Origin of the sequence: Bradyrhizobium shewense, assembly GCF_900094605.1 — a bacterium.
Lineage (GTDB): Bacteria > Pseudomonadota > Alphaproteobacteria > Rhizobiales > Xanthobacteraceae > Bradyrhizobium > Bradyrhizobium shewense.
In genome coordinates, this window is sequence record NZ_FMAI01000023.1 from 71683 (window position 1) to 91243 (window position 19561).

20 protein-coding genes and 4 pseudogenes are annotated in these 19561 nt (G+C 61.4%); 14 read left to right on the top strand and 10 right to left on the bottom strand.

Annotated elements, in window-relative coordinates:
- Positions 1–3 precede the first annotated feature (3 nt).
- The 3 genes and pseudogenes from GA0061098_RS32850 (at position 4) to GA0061098_RS32865 (ending at position 1856) form a co-directional block, all read left to right on the top strand.
- Positions 4–453, top strand: a complete 450-nt coding sequence (locus GA0061098_RS32850; protein ID WP_091965579.1) for a hypothetical protein — start codon at positions 4–6, stop codon at positions 451–453.
- 2 nt (positions 454–455) lie between these two features.
- A pseudogene (locus GA0061098_RS45285) lies at positions 456–1167 on the top strand (SOS response-associated peptidase family protein).
- A gap of 236 nt (positions 1168–1403) precedes the next feature.
- The gene (locus GA0061098_RS32865) at positions 1404–1856 is read left to right on the top strand and encodes a MarR family winged helix-turn-helix transcriptional regulator (RefSeq protein WP_245323743.1); all 453 of its coding nucleotides are present in this window, start codon (positions 1404–1406) and stop codon (positions 1854–1856) included.
- Positions 1857–1959: 103 nt separating this feature from the next.
- Here the strand turns inward: GA0061098_RS32865 and GA0061098_RS32870 are convergent, their stop codons facing one another.
- Complete coding sequence (locus GA0061098_RS32870) at positions 1960–3528, bottom strand: porin (protein WP_091965581.1); 1569 nt, start codon at positions 3526–3528, stop codon at positions 1960–1962.
- A 484-nt stretch (positions 3529–4012) separates the two neighbouring features.
- Here GA0061098_RS32870 and GA0061098_RS32875 point away from each other — a divergent pair, with 484 nt between their 5' ends.
- The 4 genes from GA0061098_RS32875 to GA0061098_RS32900 all read left to right on the top strand — a co-directional run bounded on the left by GA0061098_RS32875 (position 4013) and on the right by GA0061098_RS32900 (position 8028).
- On the top strand, positions 4013–4891 hold the full coding sequence (locus GA0061098_RS32875) for a recombinase family protein (RefSeq protein WP_091965582.1): 879 nt from the start codon (positions 4013–4015) through the stop codon (positions 4889–4891).
- Positions 4892–5724: 833 nt separating this feature from the next.
- Positions 5725–5973 (top strand): hypothetical protein, encoded by a 249-nt coding sequence (locus GA0061098_RS32885; RefSeq protein ID WP_091965584.1) that lies wholly within the window; start codon positions 5725–5727, stop codon positions 5971–5973.
- Positions 5974–6119: 146 nt separating this feature from the next.
- Positions 6120–6758: a hydrolase gene (locus tag GA0061098_RS32890; protein WP_091965585.1), complete on the top strand. Its 639-nt coding sequence runs from the start codon at positions 6120–6122 to the stop codon at positions 6756–6758.
- A 1075-nt stretch (positions 6759–7833) separates the two neighbouring features.
- Entirely contained in the window at positions 7834–8028 is a 195-nt protein-coding gene (locus GA0061098_RS32900) for a hypothetical protein (RefSeq protein ID WP_091965586.1), read from the top strand.
- Positions 8029–8242: 214 nt separating this feature from the next.
- Here the strand turns inward: GA0061098_RS32900 and GA0061098_RS32905 are convergent, their stop codons facing one another.
- Together GA0061098_RS32905 and GA0061098_RS32910 are read right to left on the bottom strand one after the other, a co-directional pair.
- Positions 8243–8476: a hypothetical protein gene (locus GA0061098_RS32905; protein ID WP_091965587.1), complete on the bottom strand. Its 234-nt coding sequence runs from the start codon at positions 8474–8476 to the stop codon at positions 8243–8245.
- A gap of 361 nt (positions 8477–8837) precedes the next feature.
- Complete coding sequence (locus tag GA0061098_RS32910) at positions 8838–9314, bottom strand: DUF3833 family protein (protein ID WP_091965588.1); 477 nt, start codon at positions 9312–9314, stop codon at positions 8838–8840.
- A gap of 306 nt (positions 9315–9620) precedes the next feature.
- Between GA0061098_RS32910 and GA0061098_RS32915 the strand changes: the two genes are divergently transcribed.
- Complete coding sequence (locus GA0061098_RS32915) at positions 9621–9842, top strand: hypothetical protein (protein ID WP_091965589.1); 222 nt, start codon at positions 9621–9623, stop codon at positions 9840–9842.
- Positions 9843–10510: 668 nt separating this feature from the next.
- Here the strand turns inward: GA0061098_RS32915 and GA0061098_RS32925 are convergent.
- Positions 10511–11668 (bottom strand): MFS transporter, encoded by a 1158-nt coding sequence (locus GA0061098_RS32925; RefSeq protein WP_091965591.1) that lies wholly within the window; start codon positions 11666–11668, stop codon positions 10511–10513.
- A 393-nt stretch (positions 11669–12061) separates the two neighbouring features.
- On the opposite strand from GA0061098_RS32925, the gene GA0061098_RS32930 reads away from it, so the two are divergent.
- The gene (locus tag GA0061098_RS32930) at positions 12062–12928 is read left to right on the top strand and encodes a Ku protein (RefSeq protein WP_165637751.1); all 867 of its coding nucleotides are present in this window, start codon (positions 12062–12064) and stop codon (positions 12926–12928) included.
- Positions 12929–12932: 4 nt separating this feature from the next.
- Here GA0061098_RS32930 and GA0061098_RS32935 read toward each other — a convergent pair whose 3' ends face one another.
- The 5 genes from GA0061098_RS32935 to GA0061098_RS32955 form a co-directional block, all read right to left on the bottom strand.
- Positions 12933–13130: a hypothetical protein gene (locus GA0061098_RS32935; RefSeq protein ID WP_091965593.1), complete on the bottom strand. Its 198-nt coding sequence runs from the start codon at positions 13128–13130 to the stop codon at positions 12933–12935.
- A gap of 25 nt (positions 13131–13155) precedes the next feature.
- A complete protein-coding gene (locus GA0061098_RS47050) occupies positions 13156–13287 on the bottom strand; it encodes a hypothetical protein (RefSeq protein ID WP_283808018.1) in 132 nt (43 codons plus the stop codon).
- A gap of 695 nt (positions 13288–13982) precedes the next feature.
- Complete coding sequence (locus tag GA0061098_RS32945) at positions 13983–14195, bottom strand: hypothetical protein (protein ID WP_091965594.1); 213 nt, start codon at positions 14193–14195, stop codon at positions 13983–13985.
- Positions 14196–14340: 145 nt separating this feature from the next.
- The gene (locus GA0061098_RS32950) at positions 14341–14955 is read right to left on the bottom strand and encodes a cell envelope biogenesis protein TolA (protein WP_091965595.1); all 615 of its coding nucleotides are present in this window, start codon (positions 14953–14955) and stop codon (positions 14341–14343) included.
- A gap of 22 nt (positions 14956–14977) precedes the next feature.
- Positions 14978–15202, bottom strand: coding sequence for a hypothetical protein (locus GA0061098_RS32955; RefSeq protein WP_091965596.1), 225 nt, complete (start codon positions 15200–15202; stop codon positions 14978–14980).
- Between the two features lie 203 nt (positions 15203–15405).
- Between GA0061098_RS32955 and GA0061098_RS32960 the strand changes: the two are divergent.
- Positions 15406–15557, top strand: a pseudogene (locus tag GA0061098_RS32960) (SOS response-associated peptidase); the annotation flags it as partial.
- Between the two features lie 127 nt (positions 15558–15684).
- Complete coding sequence (locus tag GA0061098_RS32965) at positions 15685–15954, top strand: hypothetical protein (protein WP_091965597.1); 270 nt, start codon at positions 15685–15687, stop codon at positions 15952–15954.
- On the opposite strand, the gene GA0061098_RS32970 is transcribed toward GA0061098_RS32965, so the two are convergent.
- Positions 15951–16190, bottom strand: coding sequence for a hypothetical protein (locus tag GA0061098_RS32970; RefSeq protein WP_245323747.1), 240 nt, complete (start codon positions 16188–16190; stop codon positions 15951–15953). The two genes, GA0061098_RS32965 and GA0061098_RS32970, sit on opposite strands and share 4 nt — an antisense overlap.
- A 118-nt stretch (positions 16191–16308) precedes the next feature.
- On the opposite strand from GA0061098_RS32970, the gene GA0061098_RS44195 reads away from it, so the two are divergent.
- From GA0061098_RS44195 to GA0061098_RS32990, 3 genes and pseudogenes are all read left to right on the top strand, one after another.
- Positions 16309–16623 carry a hypothetical protein gene (locus GA0061098_RS44195; protein ID WP_129591003.1) on the top strand — a complete coding sequence of 105 codons (315 nt, stop codon included), beginning with the start codon at positions 16309–16311 and terminating at the stop codon, positions 16621–16623.
- A 26-nt stretch (positions 16624–16649) separates the two neighbouring features.
- Positions 16650–17327, top strand: a pseudogene (locus GA0061098_RS32975) (ATP-dependent DNA ligase); the annotation flags it as partial.
- Positions 17328–18623: 1296 nt separating this feature from the next.
- Positions 18624–19388, top strand: a pseudogene (locus GA0061098_RS32990) (DUF1254 domain-containing protein); the annotation flags it as partial.
- Between the last annotated feature and the right edge of the window lie 173 nt (positions 19389–19561).

The following is a 19561-nucleotide window of genomic DNA, read 5'->3' on the forward strand; positions in this document are numbered from 1 at the left end:
GGCATGGCCCCGAAGCACCACCCAACGCCGCTGTCTGGTGGCGATCGCAAAGCCCTGGGCAAGGAGCTCGGCAAGGCGCGTGCGATGACCGCCATTCTGTCCGCGAAGTCTGCTGCGGCTCGCGCCGAGGGTGAAGCTCTGATCAAACAGGCCGACTGCCTGCTGTGCGAGAGCTGGAACGAGCGCATGTGGGCAAACGGCGAGCCAATCGACCCCTCGCCAACCATCAACCAGGCGATCAACGGCGGCTATCCATGGCTTGAGATCCAATGCTCACGCTGCAAGACACGACGCAATGTGGATCTGGCTGTATTGCCGCACGCCTCCACAACCTTTGTCCACGACCTGTCCGGCAGGCTTCGCTGCAACAAATGTGCTAAGGCGGGTCGTCGTCCCGCCGCGACGTTGCTACAGCTCGCGCACCATGCCCGCCCGACTTCTGCCGAGACGTGACGATCTGCAACCTCTACTCGATCACCACGAACCAGGCCGCCATCAGCGCGCTGTTCCGCGTGGTCAAGCGGTACGTCGGCAACCTTGCGCCGACGCCCGGCGTTTTTCCCGATTACAAGGCGCCAATCGTACGGAACAGCCCAGATGGCCGCGAACTGGCGACCGCGCGCTGGGGCATGCCGTCGTCATCGAAGGCCCTGATGGATGCGACGAAGAAGCGTGCCGAGAAGCTGCAAGCCAAGGGCAAAGAGGTCGATTTCAAGGAATTTGCGGATGGAGCCCGACAGCGGCACCACAAACATCCGGAACGTGAACTCGAAACACTGGACGGTCCGGAGCACCGCTGCGTGGTGCCCTTCAACTCGTTCAGCGAGTTCAACAAGGCCGAGGGCGGCGACATCTGGTTCGCCCTCGACGAGAGCCGTTCCCTCGCCTGCTTTGACGGCATTTGGGCCAACTGGACGTCCGTCCGGAAGGTCAAGGAGGGCGAGACCACCAACGACCTCTACCCCTTCCTGACGACGGAGCCCAATGCCGAAGTTCGGCGCCGTCCATCCCAAGGCTACGCCCGTGATGCTCACGACCGCTGATGAGGTGGAGATCTGGATGAACGCGCCTGCGGATGAGGCGCTAAAGCTCCAGCAGCCTCTACTGGACCGGACACTGCGGATCGTCGCCCGGGGCGCGAAGGAAGATCCCGCTCCACTGACTTAGCGTTCTGCAAGGCCGCGAGAACGCGCCCGCAGACGACAAGAATTTCCACTAACTTGCTTGCAACAGGTGCTGAAGTATTTTTTATGACTTGTTTTCGCGCGAAGTGACTTTATCTCCGCGCCCTGGATCTCAACGACACCCTTTGACTGAGGAACAGCTCGCTCCTCGTCGCCGTACACCTTTTGAGCGGCCGCTTTATGGGGCTTCATATGGTTGAGACTAAATTCGACAGAGCCATGAAGGAATTTGTCTGGAATATATTAGAGATCCAATCCCAATTGGAGGACATTCACTCCGTGTGGGCGCGGCTGCTCGGTATCACCGAGCCGCAGTGGCTCATGTTGATGGCGATAATGGACTTGGACGAAGGACATGGCGTTGCGGGAATTGACGTCGCCAAGAAGCTACGGGTCCATCCTACGTTTGTAGCAAGTCAAACCAAGAGTCTCGCAAAGTTTGGCCTTCTTGATCGCCGAACTCGCTCGGATGATGCCCGCTTCGTGCAGATGTTAGCAACCGAGCAAGCGACGGCTGCAATAGCTAAGCTAGCCGAAAAGAAGGCAAGCCTGAACTCAACGATGTTCGCCGACCTTGATGAAGGTAGGTTGGCTGAGTTGAACACTGCGCTTTTGGCAATTGCCAAGAATGTTCGACTGGCTGTCCGACTGTTGGCGATCGAAGTCTTGTAATCTTACCAAAACACCAAAGCCCTCGGCGGTTTCCCGCCGAGGGCTCTGAGGAGCTCTCGGTAGTTTCCCACCAAGAGCTCCAATGCGAGTTGTTAGACCGAACTTACCAGTTGCGCTGAGCGCGGAGGAGCATGACGACCGAGTCTTGGTCCCTCAGCTCATAGCTCGCGATCGGCTTGGCAGCCGGACCGTTGATGGCCGTGGTGGTCACGACGCCAGCGTACTTCTGGTCAAGGCGGGTCCAGGAGAGGTCGGCCGAGAACGTCAGGTTCTTGACCGGGGTCCAGCGGGTGATGACGCCCACCGTGCCAAGCGCGAAGTCCGGACTGCAGGACGTCACGCCGGCAACACCCGAGATGAGGCCCCCGGGTCCGCAGAGGAAGGTCTTCGCACCGCTGCCGAACTGAGCCTGAGCGTACGAACCGTAGATCGCGGTGTTCCAGTAGGGATCCCAGTTGTGGGTGTAAGCACCGCGGAAGCCCCAGGTCTTGACGGTTTCCTGCTGACCGCCCGTGACGTACACGGTGTCGGGAGCACTCGCCGCGCCCACGCTGGCGTAGGCGACGTTCGAGCTGCCGTAAAGCGCGAACGAGCTACCTGCCAGGTTCTGGAAGTTGTAGCGGGTCGCACCGTCGGTGTAGACGCCCGAAATGTTGATCACGTCACCCGCACCAGTCGGGATATTCTTGATCGACAGAGCGAGCTGAACTGCCCAACCCCACTTGTCGTCGGGGTGACCAGTCGCCTCGGTCGCACCGTAGTAAGCAACGTGGTTGTCATGCGCAGCAACCGACGCCTGGAACAGACCCCAAGCCTGGTCGACACGCACCATACCAACGAGGTTCGGCGAACGCGAGCCACCGATGGCATTCGAACCATAAGCAGCGCCAGTCACGCCGGCGAGGCCGGTCGCACCGCTCAAATTGAGGTTGCCGGCCTGCATGTAGGCCGTCGCGTCTTCCGCCGAGAACGACGCCGTCACGCCCTGACCGAAGTCAGCGGTGTAGGTGAACTGGTTGATACCAGTGACCGTGCCGCTACCGCCGGCGAGACCGTCGAAGTTGTTGCCGGGATAGTTGGTCCAGGGCGCGTCGAACTGCGACACGGCCTTACCCATCGTGAAACCAGCGAACTGGATGAAGGCGTAGTACACGCCGAGCGAGCCGCCCGAGGTACCGCCGTCAGTCGGGTTGATCGACGAACCAACGAGCGCCGGGGTCGCACCCGAGGTGTTCAACGCCAGCGTGCTGCTGTAGGCGGTCGTGCCGAACGCGCTGCCCGTGCCGTTGTAGTTGCCGGTCGTCCAGGAGAAGACGCCGTCGAAGAAGGTACGGACGACGCCGTACTCGGTCGCGGTGCGCGTGTCGATGTTGAGATCTTCACGAGCGCGCATGGTGTAGTAGTTCGTCAGGCGGTTGCGCGCGCCGTTGTTACCGGAAGACTGCCAGTTGATGTCGCTGTTCGTGTTCAGCGCGACTTCAGCACGCAGATAACCACCCAGCTTGATGCAGGTGTCGGTGCCCGGGATGTAGTAGAAGCCCGCGCCGTACAGCGAGCAGATCTTCACGTATTCGACCGCCTTGGCCTTCACGGGCAGATCGGCTGCTTGAGCTCCGCCCACGGCGATCAGACCCGCCGCTGAGCCGAGCAAAAGGCTCTTAACCAACTTCATGTTAAACCTCCAAGTTTGCTCTTCAGGGAAGGTCACTGACCGGACGGCCAATTCCCCAACCCCCTCTAAATCACCGCTCCGGGCTCCTTCGCGTCTTCGGACACACCCGCATGAACGCGAGGGACTTAAGCGAAATGACCTAAACGGGACGACCTCGGGATGCCCCCCTCCGTCGCCCAGTCACCATGATCGATGCCCCATGCACACACAACAAGAGAACGCTCCGAAACGGGCCTATGAAGCTTGTTTTCGGACAGGTGTTGCACAAAAATCACGCAACTTCGTGAGGGCAATTCTTGTATAAGCTATTGTTAAGTATGACAGTTCTGGCACTCACAGCTGCGTGAGGGCTTCGCCCACGAACGAGTCCCCAAGGCGGAACATGCACGTCTAGTGCACCTGAAGGCGGGGAATCCATTGCTCTTGGGGACGAATCGAGTGTCCGTTCCGACGGCGCAGCCAGCCATGCGGACCCAGGATCACTATGACTAAAGAGAGCAGCAAAAAGATCTCAGCGGCGCCAAGCTGGCTTGGCCTCACTCAAAACCGGTCGTCTTTCGTGTTCCTCCAGGACCGGGCCGAAACCGTGCGAAAGATTTTCCAACTCGCGATCGGCGGGATGGGCAGCTACGCCATCGCGAATTATCTCGACGAACAAAAGGTGCCGACCTTCACCCGATCGCTCAACTGGGACAACACCACCATAGACTCCATGCTCCGGAACCGGGCGACCTATGGTGAATACCAGCCGAAGTCCTTCGCCGCAGGTCATAAGAAGGGTATCCCGAGCGGTCCTCCCATTGCCGGCTATTACCCTGCAGTCATAGACAAGGCCACTTTCGATGCTGCGCAGGCGGCACGCCAACAGAATCTGGCGCATCGTGGGCGCAAAGGAAATGACCTCGCGAACATCTTCGGTGGTTTGTGCTCGTGCGCCTACTGCGGTGGCGAGGTCATCTTCCATAGGATCTCAAACGTGCAGGTTCTGGTGTGCGAGCAGGTTTTGAACGACAGCGCATGCAGCCGCTCCGCCTGGACGTACAAGGATTTCGAGACCACCGTTCTCGCCTTTCTAGCTCACCCGGCCTTGCTCGACAAAATGGGGGAGGAGCAAAGGACGTCGCTGCTCGGTCTTGCGGAAGAGATCAACAGCCTCTCGTCAGACGGCGATCGACGTTACACCAGGAGAGTGAATATAACCGTCTTGCTCAAGCAGATTGTCGACAGTCTGATCGTTCATAGCGCCGGCAACTTCAGCCTGCCCAGACACTCCTCAGCTCAAATTCGGAAGGACATGGACGGCAGATTTGTCGAGATTCAATTACGAGATGGCCCATATTACCGCTGTATTTCAATTAACTGAGACGCCGCGGCGGTCATTGGCGCTGAGGAAAGATTTCCCGGGTCCAGAGGGTTTTTTCGATACCCAGGGGGCTGGGGCTGTAGAGCGAAGAGGTCCCCGTAGCTGGCCTTGGCGCATGGCACCGAGCGCACAATGTCAAGAGGGGTCTGGGCGTGGGCTTCCGTCGTCAGGACAGCGGCGAGCACCGACAGGCTCAAGGATAAGTCTCATTCCGCTTGCTTGGAAATGGAGGCACGGATCCATGGCCCGAAATAATTACTTCAGATACCGTGCAGGATCCCATACAGGAGCCTGCACGTCGTATTCGTCCGCTGGTGTCGGCGGCCTGATGGAGGTAAGGTCTTTGAAGAACGGCCTTACCGTCTCCCGGATCCCGCAGCAATTCGGGAATCGCCAACTGGACCTCGACGGCTTCCACAAGCGAGTCTTGGTAATTGTGAGCAGGCATCAACCCTGGCATCCAAGCAATGCCCAGTTCTTCAAAAACCGCCGAGACGTTCATAAACTTGCTTTCGGCGGACGTCCAGGACCGGCCGACTTCCTTGGACAAATCCCGATATCGCTGTCTCTTGTTTGACCTTTTCCTCCGCACTAATTTGCCAAAGCATGAGGAAGTACGCAGCCACGATGACGGCGTTCTGGCCTGCCGTCCGATCTTCGCCCTTCGCCGGTCGCTCGATATCCATTCTGCAGGGAAGGGAAGCGGTCAAGGCCCTGGTCGTACGGTCGACACCTTCGTCCGGAGCTCTTCGAGCTGGGTGTCCAGGAAGTCGTTGGCTACGGCTACGCCCGTGGACGGCTCCCAGGAGCGCGAGAACGCAAGGATGAGGCAGATGGCTGATGTGACCTACTATGTCGCTCTACCGTTCGTTTTCTCCGACGACGGACTAGCCGCCGGCGAGGCGACGGAGCGCCTGAGCGCCAACGGCGCGGTGATGCGGGCCGAGGCGCTGTCCCGGAAGCCCGATCACGCCGGCGCCCTCGCGTTCAGCCGAACCGGCGATCCGTCCAGCGGCGACTTCAGCGATGCCTGGCTGATCCGGAAGTTCGGCGAGGTGCCGGACGATCTCAGCACGCTGTGATGACCTACTCTGAGGTTGTGCTCCATCATGATCTGGCCGACGTCCGGCTCGTCGACCGTTGTGAAGCTCGCCCATCAGCAGATCTTGGTGATATAGCTTTGGATCATCAATGATCACCGCTTCACTTCCATTCCGAAGAGGAACACGTGGCAAAGACCCAGCCCGAACCCGTCCGCGATCCGACGGCCGATCACCTTCTGACCCCGCAAAACTGCGTTCTGGTCCTGATCGACTACCAGCCTGAGCAGTATTCCAGCGTGACTTCATCCTCCCGCGAGGAGATCACCCTCAATACGATTGCGCTGTGCAAACTCGCTCAAGCCTACGGCATCCCTGTGGTGCTCTCGACGGTGGCGGTCGACATGGGCGTGAACGAAGGCACGATTCCGGAGATCCGCGCGGCTCTCCCGGGAGTGGAAGAAATCGACCGCACGGGCGTCAATGCATGGGAAGACGATGACTTCCGCAAGGCGGTCCAGGACACGGGGCGACGCAAGGTGGTCATCGTGGCGCTCTGGACCGAGGTCTGCCTAGCCTATCCGACCCTGGACATGCTGGCCGAAGGCTACGAGGTCTATCCGGTCGCCGACGCCGTAGGCGGCATCTCGCCGGCCGCGCACGAACGCGCGTTCGACCGAATGATCCAGGCTGGGGCAAGGCCGATCACGGCGATCTCCTTCGGTTGCGAGATCATGCGCAACTGGGCGCGGGGAGATTCCGACAAGCTGCGAGAAGTCATGCGATGGTATTTCCCTCAGCATCGCCGTCTGCACAAGCCGGCTTGAGGGACAACGTCGATCCTTTTCGTGGTCAGCCACGCGAAGTCGAGATGCCTCAAAGCGAACGGCGTTCGCGCTCCGGTGCCGTGACGGTTGCGGAGCCCCGGACTCCTAGGCACTCCGGGCTCCGCTCCAACATTTTGCGACCGCAGATACGGCGTCGGCTCCGAAGAGCGACCCACGGGTACGTTCGATGGAACGAAGCCCGGACCTGCGGGTTGGACGGCGAAAGCATTTGGACAGTTTGAGAGCGCGATCGGCCTCGACAGCACGGCTGCCGGGGCCGATCTGTATTCCATCCTATTCCTCGCTCGGCGCGGCGGCATTTCCGGCCTCGAGCACGCTCAGCGCGGTCTCGATCTGCGAGCAGCCGTTCGATTTCCTCACGTTCGTTCGCTCCGGGATCGCTCTCGAGCCGCTCCAGGAGTGCCTCCTTGCGCGCAAGCAGCTTTGCCGCGGTCGACATCGCACCTCCTCGCGTTTGGAACCTACAAACGATCTGGTGCGGCGCCGACGAACTCGAGCCCTTTGTGCGATCGTGGATTTACCGATCAGGCGGAGCGCTGGCGCGACCAGAAGCAAAGCTGCTCTGGCCCGAAGCTGCCTCCGGCTATGTCGGGGCGAGCTTCACTGCTTGACGAGACACGCCAACTTGCCCGTTTAGGGGCCGACGAACTTTCCGGATTGCATGCAGGCGTTCCCGGCGGCGCTACACCATACGAGAACGCTCGTTTGGCAAACGTACCCCTACTTGGCCGGTGCCCGTAGCGGCTATCAGCCCACCTGCGGGCGGCGGGATCGTGCATCGGATCGGTATCACAGTGCGTACAGATATAACGCTACCGCCCCGCTACTACATCGTCGGGGACAGCCGTCATCGGCTTGCCGCACGTCGGACAAAGCTTCCGGCTCGAAAACAGCACAGCCATCGGATTTCCCCTGCCGGCCGGCAGCGTAGGTCCATCTGGGCCGCCGGCGCAACAGTGTCGCCGAAAAATTGTTCGCGCTCCCTCTCGCTTCTTGACCTCTCCGCCGCCCGATATTGAATCGGGCTTTCAGTGCTCGTTGCGGGGGTGGCGTCGTGGAAGAGTTCTACAGAGGCTTCGCGCAGCGGGCGCGCGATCTGGCGGAGAATGCAGACCCGTTCACCCGACGGCGGCTGCTCGACCTGGCCAAACGGTACGACCTCAAGATCAACGGATCTAGCTACGCACGGATACAGTCGCCGCGCGCAACGCCGCCGAATGTGCTGTTCTCCGGCTCAGGAGAGTCCTGACTCAGTCCTTCGCGTCCGGCGAAGCATTGGCCCGGCGTTCGTATTCTTCCGCGAGCGCGGTGAGCCGCTCGATCACCTCCGGATCGGTGATGGAGGCAGCCAAGCGCCGGCACCTTTGGGCTTCCGCGAGCAATCAGGTCTTCTCGTCTTCGATGCCGCATCCAACCCGCTTGCTCCCAGCAGGTTGCGACCTCGGCCACTCTTCAGCCGTCCTTCAATGCTTCTTGACGTCCTTCGCAGGCCAGCTCTCGCCGGCGGGCCTGACACGCACCTTCCCGCCGCCTCCGACCACCTTGTGCGTGTCGACTTCGTCCTCAGCTTGGACGACGGTGAGTTCGGTCTCTGGCTTCCAGTCGAGCGTCAGGTCGAGATCGCCGGGAAAGATCTGCCAGCGCGAGCCGGCTTCGAGTTCGACGATGCGGCTCTCGGAATGGGAGCGAATCTTCATCTCAGGCCGCATCAAGGGTCCAAGGCGGGTCGCGCGGCACGAACGGGCGCCGCAAGCGCCCTGCCTCGTCACCGTGGCACCTTGGGCACCTGAACCGGACATCCGGCTGTGCGGATGACGTCCGCTGCAGGCTCGCGGCCATCGGCCAGGCGCCACAGCGGGGCATTTTTCCAAGAGGTATCGGTTTCGTTGCACACGTTCCAGACTCGGCGCCTCCTCCCGACTACCGCCGTCGTTATAGCCTTGCCCGGCATTCCACACCCGGAAACGCTCGCCATCAATGGCCGCCCCCTGCGCTCGCGGTTCGATCTTCCCTAAGCTCACCCGCTCTCGCCTGTGGCGGTGGCGGACACCAGCGAAGCTAAAGCTTGTGGTAAGTAACATGCGCCGTCGCGAACGGGATGCCAGCACGGCCAGCACGGCCGCGGACTATGCAAGCTCGTTCATCGATTCCATAAAACCAATCGTCGAAATTCAACTTGAACGATTTGCCGTCCCCTTGCGGTGTATCGCGCGTGTATTTCCAATGGAATGCGCAACCGGCTTGCTCCCCAATGGCTTCACCTTCCAGCCGGTTTTCCAGGCCCGTGTACTTGCCTTCCTCACCCTTTCGGATCGTCCAATGCAGAGTGTCGCTATGACCATCGTCAAATGTATAAGCCTCGATGAAAAGCACTGTATCAGTGTCCGCATCTAGTTCGCCGTGACCAGCAATCGTTGCGCGCTTCAGTAGTCCACCCACTAGACTTTCGAGCACTGCCCAACCTTCTAGCCGCCCGATGAAAAAACGTTCAGGAAGAAACAGCGGCGTTGTTCCTGTAAAAGCAGCGATCGCCATCGGTAGCCCTTTCGAAACACACTAGTAAACCAAATCTCCTTTCTGCGAATGGTTCCTAGTTGCCCCTCCGCTACATGCTCCGCTCGGAGCGCTCAACCGTCCACAGCCCGCCCTTCATATTACAATTGGAATCTAAATACCGCTCGGCAGCCGGTTCACTGTTGATGCCGGGCTTATCGCCGCGTCACCGGCATAGCCCTCCATTGGCAAGCCGCGCGTTGCGCCACCTCTTCTCTTGAAACTTCGCGACTTCGGGCGGATACTTGGATCAAGTCCTTAGCCATCATCATTCCGAGGAAGACGATCATGGCGATCCAGATCGTGATGGACAGCACCGGTGACACCCGTCACTTTTTCAATCCAGACGACGCACGAGAACTCGTGAAGGCGGAGCGGCGATTCTACGAACTGACCGGGACCGGCTTTACCGCGGCGGTCCGAACGGGTCCGGGTCAAGTATCGCAAATGCGATCGTTTGACCCGAACGCGGAAGAAACCGTCTTCCTCCCTAGGTTGGTCGGCGGGTGATCGGCCCGCACCATGTTGGGCTTCAGATCATCCCGCCGACATGAACGCCAGCGGGCGAGAGCCATTCGGGCACTCTTCATCAGACACGGCGCCGAGAGAACTCCGGAGGGCCGCTCGCTGCAGCTCTTGCGGGCGTGGCTATCGCCGGCCCAGCGCGCACAATTCGCGGGAAAAGGCTATTTCGAGGTCATCGGTGGCGACACTGGCAGGCAATATCGGATCTACGCGGGCGCGTCGACGAACGTCTGCGAGATCGACGAAAAGGGGCGCCCTACGCGCGGCCTGTGTTTCACGCCGCGTGGTAATCTGCCGGTCGGAGATGTTATGCTTTCCCAAAAGATAGCGCTGGAATGCTGCGAGAATCGCGCGTTGGAGGTAGCAAGAAGGTTCGCACCAACTGGTTTTATGTTTAGGCGAAGCCGGCTCCTTGGATGAGCCGCCACGGTCCTCACTTGGGCATCGGCGAAAGTTGCGCCGTATCAGAGATTCAGGCGGGCCGAATGGATCGGGACACCTGTCTGCAAGGCCCGCATGAAAACAGCTACTAAGCTGCGAGGCTACGTCGCTGTCAGTGCAGAGCGCCGAACTTGCCGAGGCATGAGACGCAGTTCGAATTCTGCGTTTCGGCAGTGCGTAGACCGACGGCCCCCGTTCGCTCGACCGAAGAATCAGCCCCTACCATTGGCGAAGCCAAACCAGGCGAATGGGAGTGCGAGGACGCAGAGCGCCGCCATAGGAAAGAACGCCGCCCCGCCATAAGAAGCATACAGTTCGCCGGACAAGAAGGTTAGTACGGCCGTTAGAACCCCCGAGCCAAACGCATAGAGAGATTGAGCAGTTGCGGCCACGCTTGCTGCCACCAGCGTCCCCATCATTCGCATGCAAGCGAGATGAAGCAGAGCAAACGTTACTCCGTGCAACGGCTGTATCAGCGAAAGCAGCAATACCGACGTGGTCACGCCTGCTATGGACCAGCGGACGATTCCGGCCACAGCTGCCAAGATAGCCGCGCCGCGCACGCCAAACCTGGTCAGCAGCGCTGGACCGGCAAGCATGAACACCAGCACTTCAGCAACCACCGCTTCCGACCAAAGGAAGCTAATCGCCGAGGTGCTGATGTCCGCATCGCTCCACCTGATCACTGCAAATGCATCGTGCACGGCATGACTGCCATAGATCAAAGCTGATGCGATGATCATGATGCGAAACTGGGATACGCTAATCAGGGCTTTCGTCTCTGACACAACAAAGGACGGCGACCCCTGCGATCGGGCTTGCCCAGGTAGCAATGCAGTGGCGCCAGCGGCGGCGATCAGGAAGGCAGCGTTCATCCAGATAACCGGAGTGAGATCGGCTGGGCTTACGAGTTGTCCGGCGATCAGGGTTCCCACAACGAAAGCCGCGGATGCAGTCCCCCGTATCCACCCGTATTCGAATGGCGTTCCTGCGAACCGGGGCCTCGCCGTATTGACAGATAACGCATCGGCGATCGAGGTGGTGGGGGCAAGAGCGGCGGCCTGAACCAACGCGACAAGAAGCAAGAACCAGAATTTATTGGCCCAAAGCAATGCGACGGCTGCTGCGGCCGCCATGGCAGCACAGCCCGCGAGCACGAGGCGCAATGACCCGAGCCGATCCGCCAGCATAGCAACTAACGGTCCGAAAACGAGCCGCGTCAGCATTCCGGCAGCCAGGATCAGACCGATCTGCTGAGACGCCAGAGTTCGCGTTTCGAAAAATTGTGGCCAGAACGGAGATGCGGCGCCGAACGCCGCGTAGAGAGCGACGTAAAAGACTATATAGGCGATTGGTGCGGGAATGCGCACTGGCTCCTTTTTCCTTGCTTTGTAGCCCCTGGATGGTGTGCGAACGCTGGTGCCAATGCGCAAGTCAGATCGGAGCACTGGCTCTGAAAGCTAAGTTTGGTCGCACAGACCAGTCCGGATCAAGTCGATCCGCACGCCCGTGTTCGCGAACTGTCGCCCCCGTCGCTGTTGTGCCAGCGCTCCCCCGAACGGAGTACTGTAGGTCAGTCATGCCGACCAACGGAGGGAAAGGACCAGCTTGAGCCGCTGATCAGGGGCGATTTCGAGCGATGCCGTCCCGGTGACACGCTGGACGACTCTCAAGCGCTTGAAACTCCCGTCCTCTCCGGCCGTTAATTCCGCGGCCTTGCCTACCGGCTAGGCGTTTGTACCTCTGTTGCGTTGGAGTTTCCGGTGCCAGCCTCCCGATCCTACTGGAAGGGCTATCTGAAGCTCTCCTTCGTCTCATGTCCCATCGCGCTCTTTCCCGCAATCTCAGCGGCCGAACGTATCTCATTTCAGCAGATCAGCCGGCGAACGGGCCATCGCCTCAAACACAGACTGATCGATTCTGTCACGGGCCAAACCGTTGATGCTGCAGACAAGGCGCGGGGGTATGAGGTCGGTGAAAACGACTTTCTGGTAGTCGAGGACCGAGACCTTGAGCGCGCCAGACGCGTGCGCGCAGGGCCTGGTGAGGAGGGGCTTGCCCCGCAACCTCACTGGATAAGCCCGCCAACCGTTCCCGCTGACCTTGGCGACATGACCGACGAAGGCGCCTCCGACTATGACGATGAAGACGAGGAGCAGGAGGAAACCGTCCCTCTTCCGCGACCTCAGAATACGCGCACGATCCAGATCGAACGCTTCCTTCCCGCAGGGCAGATCGATGCGCGATATTTTGAGAAGCCGTATTACATCGTGCCGCGCGAGGAGATCAGTCAAGAATCGTTTGCCGTGATTCGAGACGCAATGGGCCGGGAGGACGTTGTCGGACTTGCGCGCGTAGTGCTATCCTCGCGCGAGCGGCCAGTTCTGCTCGAACCGGCAGGTCGCGGCCTTCTCGGCGTGACGCTGCGCTTCGCGCAAGACATCCGAAATGAGGCAGACTATTTCAGCGAAATTCCGGAAATGAAGCTGCCGTCCGAAATGATGAAGCTCGCGCAGCACATCATCCGGACGAGGTCGGCCTGCTATGCTGGAGGATCACTACCGCAGAGCGCTCGCGCGCATCCTGCGCAGCAAGCAGGCGAAACGCCCAGTGCAGCCGCCATCGAGTAAGCCATCACGCGAGAACGTCGTCAACCTCATGGACGCGCTGCGCCGAAGCGTCGCCGCCGAGCGTGCCGTTCAGCCTTCGGGTCAGCGCGGACGGGGCAAACGGACCCCGGCAAAGCGCGGCGCGCGCCACCACAAAACCGGATGACCGGACGCCCGCCGTTGCATCATCCCCGCCGATCGTCGCCTGTTCAATCGGCGACACTTGTCCGGAGTGTCAGTCCGCGCCCCTAAATCGCCTCTTCCGTCACGCCGCGCTCGCGGCGAGCCGGCGCCCGCAGGCGAGTGAGTTCGATCCACGCCAGTGCGGCGTTGATCCATCTCTGCCGTTCAGCTCCATCGGCTGCGGCGGCGAGCTTCATCGCCGCAAACGCCTCCGCTCGGGGTCGTACTCGACGTCCATGGGCCGAAATATAATCGCGGATGGTAAAGGATCACGCATCGATGCGACCGTAGGAATCCGGGGCCCGCCAGGGCGACGGTGGACATCGCGCCTCCCGCATTCTTTCGAAGCTGACTTGGTGCACAGCGTCAAGCTCGCGCCGAGGCACGGGCTCGATTCAAAAGATGCCGAGCAGCGCGAAAACCGCGACCTCTCCCAGGAAGGCCAACGTCATGATCGCGACGGTGAGAAACACGTCGCCTATCGGCATGAGGGGCATGGGTAAGGCCTCGCGTGTCCTGCGCCCTGTCGTGAACACATGAAGCCCGCGAAAAGTTTCGGTTCCGGCTGCCGGGTTCCAGGTATAGGGTCGCCCCAGGGCAGGCCCTTCAACCGGGGCAGATCATGCGAGTCCTTGAACTGTCATGCTGGTGCGTGACCGCGACAGGTCTGATCGTGGTGGTGGCGATCCTGGCGCTGCTCTGAGTTCCGATTGGGCCGGGGTCACACGGGCCCGCCGTGCCCAGAACCTGGAAGACGGCGGCTGCCGGTTTGCTGACGCGATCGCTGTTCGGGGACGAGGACTCGGCGTGGTGCGTCACGTAGACACCGGATGGTTGAGGGCCTCGGGGCCTGAATTGCAAATTGGTCCTCGGGGGACCAAGATGCGGTCGGTCACGGGACGGTGCCGCCGGCAGTCCTGGGTGATGAGCCGTCGCCGGCAGCATCGGGTGCCTCGTCGCCGCGATCGGTCGGCGGATTCTCAGCCTGTTCCTTGAGATCGGCAGCTTTCTCGACCAAGCCGAGGGCGACCATCGGATCGGTGGTCGTCTTCGCGAACTTGAGCAGGGTGGCCGCCTGTCGGTTCAGATACTCTCGTCCCGCCACGTCTTCTTTTTCCCAACAGGCGCTATTCGGATTTCAGCTCCCAATCGAAAAGTACAACCTTAGCGATTCGTTCCGTGGAAATGTTCAAAAGTGAACATTGGCCGGAGACCGCAAATCCCGGTCCGGTACGGCACCAGTCCAAAGCCTAATTTAGTCCAGCGCGCCGCAGCGCTGCCTGAAGCCGCTCTCGTTCCTTTTCCCAGCGGTCGTCCTCGGCCCGAGACCGCTTCTCGATAGCTTCGGCTTCGGCCTGAAAGTCCGCCGCCCTCTTCGCATGTTCGCGCTCGGCCGTGTCCAGCGCCGCCTGCGCCTTCGCCGTCGCCTTCTCGCGCAGTTCTCGGTCCTTTGGCCTGGCGGCCTCCTCGCGCCGGCGCTCGGCTTCGCGCCGCTTCTGCTCCTTGTCGAAATCGGCGGCGGCTTTGCGGGCGGCCGTGTCGCTGATCTTGGGAGCCATCCGCTTCGGCGGTTTCGACCGGCGCTTCTGCGGCCGGGTCCCGCTGTTGCCGGCCCCGAGATCGGACGGCAGATCGGCATGCTCGCCGAAGCGACCGTTCGATCCGGCCGGCCGCTTGAGCACCACGCCAGGCTTGGACATGGTCGCGGCCACCACATCCGGATCGTCCGACTCCTTGGCGACGCCCTGGTGGAAGAGATTGCTGCCGGCGCCCCACGCCTCCAACGCGGCCTTCATCGAGGGCGCCGCTACCGCGAGATCGTAGAAGACCAGCGAGGTCTGAAACGTCTTGAGCTTTCTGGCCATCAGCGTGCCGGTCGCGGACTGCCTAGCGCCGGCGCGCGACCCAGATGCCGAGCAGGAATGCGACGAAGAGCGACTGCAAGGGCGCCTTCACCGTGACCTCTCGCAGCCGCTCGGCCCAGCGCAACGCGACGTCCTGCGAGGGCTGCCGGAGCGGTCGCCGGCGAGCTCCGGAAATCCTATCGCTGCCATCCTGCTCGTCGACCAGCCCGGAGGCTTCCGTCATCGCCGAGGCTTCTTTCATGTCCATGCGGGTCACTCCTCCGAAGATGTCGGCCCGACTCCAACCGCCTCCAGGACATCCCGGTTCCCTCGGAAGAGGCAGCAGGCGCCTGAGCTTGCGGCCGGAAGGTCAGTCCAGTGCCAGTCGCGTCTTGAGGCGCGGCAAACGACGACGCGGATAGAACTATCCGGGTCGCGATCATGCCGCTGTCGGGCAGCGCCCCCGCAATCGCGATATCGATGATCCTGACGATGCCCGCCGAGGTCGAGACCTGATGCCTGCGCTGGCCTACGAGGCGCTGAAGCTGCAGCGGCCGCTTCCGGACGCGACGCTGCGGATCGTTGCCCGCGGCGTGAAAGAAGATGCCGCGCCGGCGACCTAGCATTCTCCACAGGCGCGGCGGAACACGTGGACAATCGCAAGCCCTGCCGATTGCGAATTCCTGCTGCGTGCTAACCGCCCGGAACGAGCGAGGGGCGGAAGGATTCGTCCCGGCAGGAGCGATCTCGATGCTGATGACGAAGGAACGACGGCCGGCGATCCGGACGCTGCGCGGATGGGCGATCGCAGTCACGCAGGAGGCAGGTGCCATCCGCGAGTGCGAAGAACATGGCTGGATGCAGGACCGCGCCGACCCGCACGCCAGGGACCGCGCCTTCCGCCTCGCCCGTCAGAATCCGCCAGCCGGCATCTCCGCCGACGAAGCCTTGGCGGAAGTTCGCGAGGTCCTGGATTCGATCGGCGACACCTGTCCGGAGTGCCCGCCGGAGAGCGTCTAAGCGGCTTCGCCGCTTTTCGGCGCCGCAAGAAAATCGGTTATTTCGGCGGCCTCGTTCATCTGCCGCGCTCTGGCCAACAGCGCCGTCCGCCGCGACCCCGGCGTCATGCCGGCGGCCTTCAGCTTCAACCGCTCGGCTTCTTCGCAGAGGCGCGCTTGCAGGTAAGTCGTTTGCTTGAACCGGCGTCGCTTTTTCACGGTCGCACCTCCGGCGAGTGGCCCCGCGAGCAGGGGCACGGCTGGCAACCCAATAGCGGGCGGGTACCGCGAGTTCCTGGCGCACGGGATGCACTTTCGTCGAACGCCTTTGACCTAGGTCAAAAAACACCCGAGGTGTTCGGCAGGCTCGAATCCCATGCGAGAGGAAACCATTCGCTTCGCCCTTTGCGAGACCTTCGAGCAAGCCGCAATCTGGCGGGCGCTGCGGCCCGGCGAGTGTCAAAGCGCCGAAGCCGTGGAGCATTTCAGGCGGCTGATTGCGACCGTCGGCCAGGTCGACGATGAGCTTCTGCTCGCCTATGCCGAGCTTTGGGAAGGCGAGGCGGACCGGCTGGCCCACCGCGAATTGCTGAAAGCCCTGGGACTCGACTACCAGCCCGCCTCGGCTTCCGAGTTCGTCGCCCGCTTCGTTGCGGAGCGCACGGGAACGATTCCCACCGCGTCACCTTGAATCCGGTGTTGCGTGGAGTTCGCGTGTTGGCGTTTCAGCGTCGAAAACCGGCGGCGATCGGCGTCAAGTCGCCCTTCCCCGGCTTCATCGAACCGGCCTTGGCCACCTCGGTCGAAAAGGTGCCGTCCGGCAGCCGATGGATTCACGAAATCAAGTTCGACGGCTACCGCGTCCAGGTCCACCTGGCCAACGAGGAGGTGAAGGTCTTCACCCGCCGCGGCAACGATTGGACCATTCGCTTCCGGAAGGTCGCGAACGACGCCTGGCACATCAAAGCGGGCTCCGCCATCGTCGACGGCGAGATCGTCGTCCCCGCTGCGGACGGCTCGACCGACTTCTCGGTCCTGCAGAACGAGCTCAAGGGCAGCTCGACCAAGATCGTGCTGATCGCTTTCGATCTGCTCTACCTCAACGGCCGGGACATCCGGAAGCTGCCGCTGTTTCAGCGCAAGGCCGAGCTCAAGAAGATCATTGCCAAGACCGACGTGCAGTTCAGCGAGAGCTTCGAGATCGAGGGACGAGCGATGTTCGTGCACGCCTGCAAGCTGGGGCTGGAGGGCGTGGTGTCGAAGGTCCGAGACAGCGCCTACGCCAGCGGCCGTGGCAACAACTGGGTCAAGAAGACCTGCGCGCAGCGCGAGACCCTGACCATCGCCGGCTTCGCGCTCGACGAGGGCAAATGGGACGGCATCTACCTCCAGCGTTTCGGTCGACGTCCTGCCGGACATCAACCGCCCGACCGTCAACATCCTGCTCGCTCAACGCGCGATGTCTTTGAACAGTCCGATGCTCACGCGCAATCCCTTCCCAAAGGCTGCGAGGGTCCGCGATCTGACCCTGTAGAGAATCGCCAACGAATCTATGCGTCCGGCCAGCCGATCCAGCGCGGCCCGCTCGGCGCTGCTTTGATTGCGGATATCCAGGCGAATGAGGGCGGCGATCAGTTGCAGGTTGTTGAGGACCTTCGCAACACCGTCGTCGTCACCCGCGGAGAGCAGCCGATCCTGCTGAAGCAGGTTGCCTCGGTGGACTTTGCCGCGCGGACCAATCCGGCCAATTTTCCGGAGCCGGCCCGGGTTCATTACGCTCAGCTCTACGCTGCGCCGGGGCGAATGCACGCCGGCTTCCGATGCCCCGCAGTTTTCTTCCCCCCTTCAATGAAGGGACGCTGGTGCTGTCGCTGCAATACAATCCAGGAATTTCGCTCGCGGAGTCGGCCGATTTACTCAACTTCACGCTTCGGTAGCGTTGGTAGGGTGACGGGTCATGGCGCTGGAGCAGAAATTCTACCGGACGGTGGCGCATCGCGTGCGCGAACTCGCCGGAAGAGCCGACCCATTTACCCGAAGGCGATTGCTGGCACTGGCGGAGCGATACGACGCCAACGGCGGCAAGCCTTCACCGGTGTCCCGGTCGAGCGAGCGTCCATTGCCGCCGCTGCGAATCGTCCCACCGGGCACGGCCCTACCCGCGTCGGGCGAGGCCTGACGGGAGTTCACCCGTTCCCGCCCTTGGCGGCTTGTGAAGCGTTGGCACGCCGTTCGTATTCGTCGGCCAGCGCGTTGAGCCGCGCAGCGACGTCCGGATCGTTGATCGAGGCCGCCAGGCGCCGGCACTTCTGGGCCTCCGCGAGCAATCGGGTCTTCTCGTCTTCCATAGCCACTCAACCCGCTTCTCGCGGCGCGGTTGCACCTGGTTAACGGACGATCACCATGACGCGTAAGATCCCAGACACCGCAATGAGACAACGCTTACCCGCTCGCCGCATCCTGCCGTGGCTACAACCGCCATTAACGCGTGCATGGGATCCTGCACGAAAGGGAGCCACGTCAGATGCCAAGCAGCCGCCGCGAAGTCGAGAAAGCTCGCTTCCCGTTGTGGGCGGCGGTATTCGTGGCGCTTGCCTGCGTGGCCATTCTGGCGCTGAGCGGATGGCGCGAGTGGGAGTCCCGCCAGGTCGAGCTGCGCAACGCCGAAGTCGACATGGCCAACCTCGCACAGTCAAGACGCCGCCCAAGGTTCAAGTGGACACGATGTCGGCGGAAAAATACTTTGCCTACGCTGCCGAGCTTCTCAAAACAATTCCCCCGCATATCACCGATCAGCCTATCATCGCCCAATTGAAAAAGGTCGGCTTCGAGCCCGGCAAGAGCTTTGATATTCAGGGGCTCGACCCCACGATTCGCAAAGCTTTCGCAGGTGTCCCCGAGGAAGCCCAGAAACTGATGGCATGGAAGATACCGACGCTCGCTCGCGTCGTTAACGGTTGGTCGATGAACACCGACACCATGGGCGTCTACGGCAACTACTATCTGAAGCGCGCCATCGTCACCCAGGTCGGGCTCGGCGCGAACCTCCCAGAGGATGCCATATACCCGATCAACCTGGCCGACGACAGGGGCAGACCTCTCGACGGAGCGAACAAATACACGCTTAGCTTTGACAAGATGAGTACGCCGCCAGCGTATGCATTCTGGTCGATTACGCTGTACGACGCCGAAGGCCTCCAGGTGGCGAACCCGCTCAATCGGTTCAATCTCAGTAGTTGGATGCCCCTGAAGTACAACGCGGATGGATCACTCGATCTGTACTTCCAGAGCGAAAGTCCCGGCGCAGACAAGGAGGCCAACTGGCTTCCCGCTCCGAAAGGCGCGTTCAACCTGCTGATGCGTTTGTACGCCCCTAAGTCAGAGGCCCTCACCGGCAAGTGGAATCCACCCCCAGTCATGCGTGAGCAATCAACGGCAGGCTTGACCGCTCAATGAATTGACACACAGGCGCCGTGCAAATTTCTCCACGCCTTACAAGATAAAGCGGCGTCCAAGTCCCGCAGTTGGCCCGTTGCCGACCTTGCCCGCTGCCACGCGCGGGGCGTTCGACGAGGGGTCACGATTTTGTGCGGATCAGGTGGGAATAGAAGTACGCCACGACCCGTAGA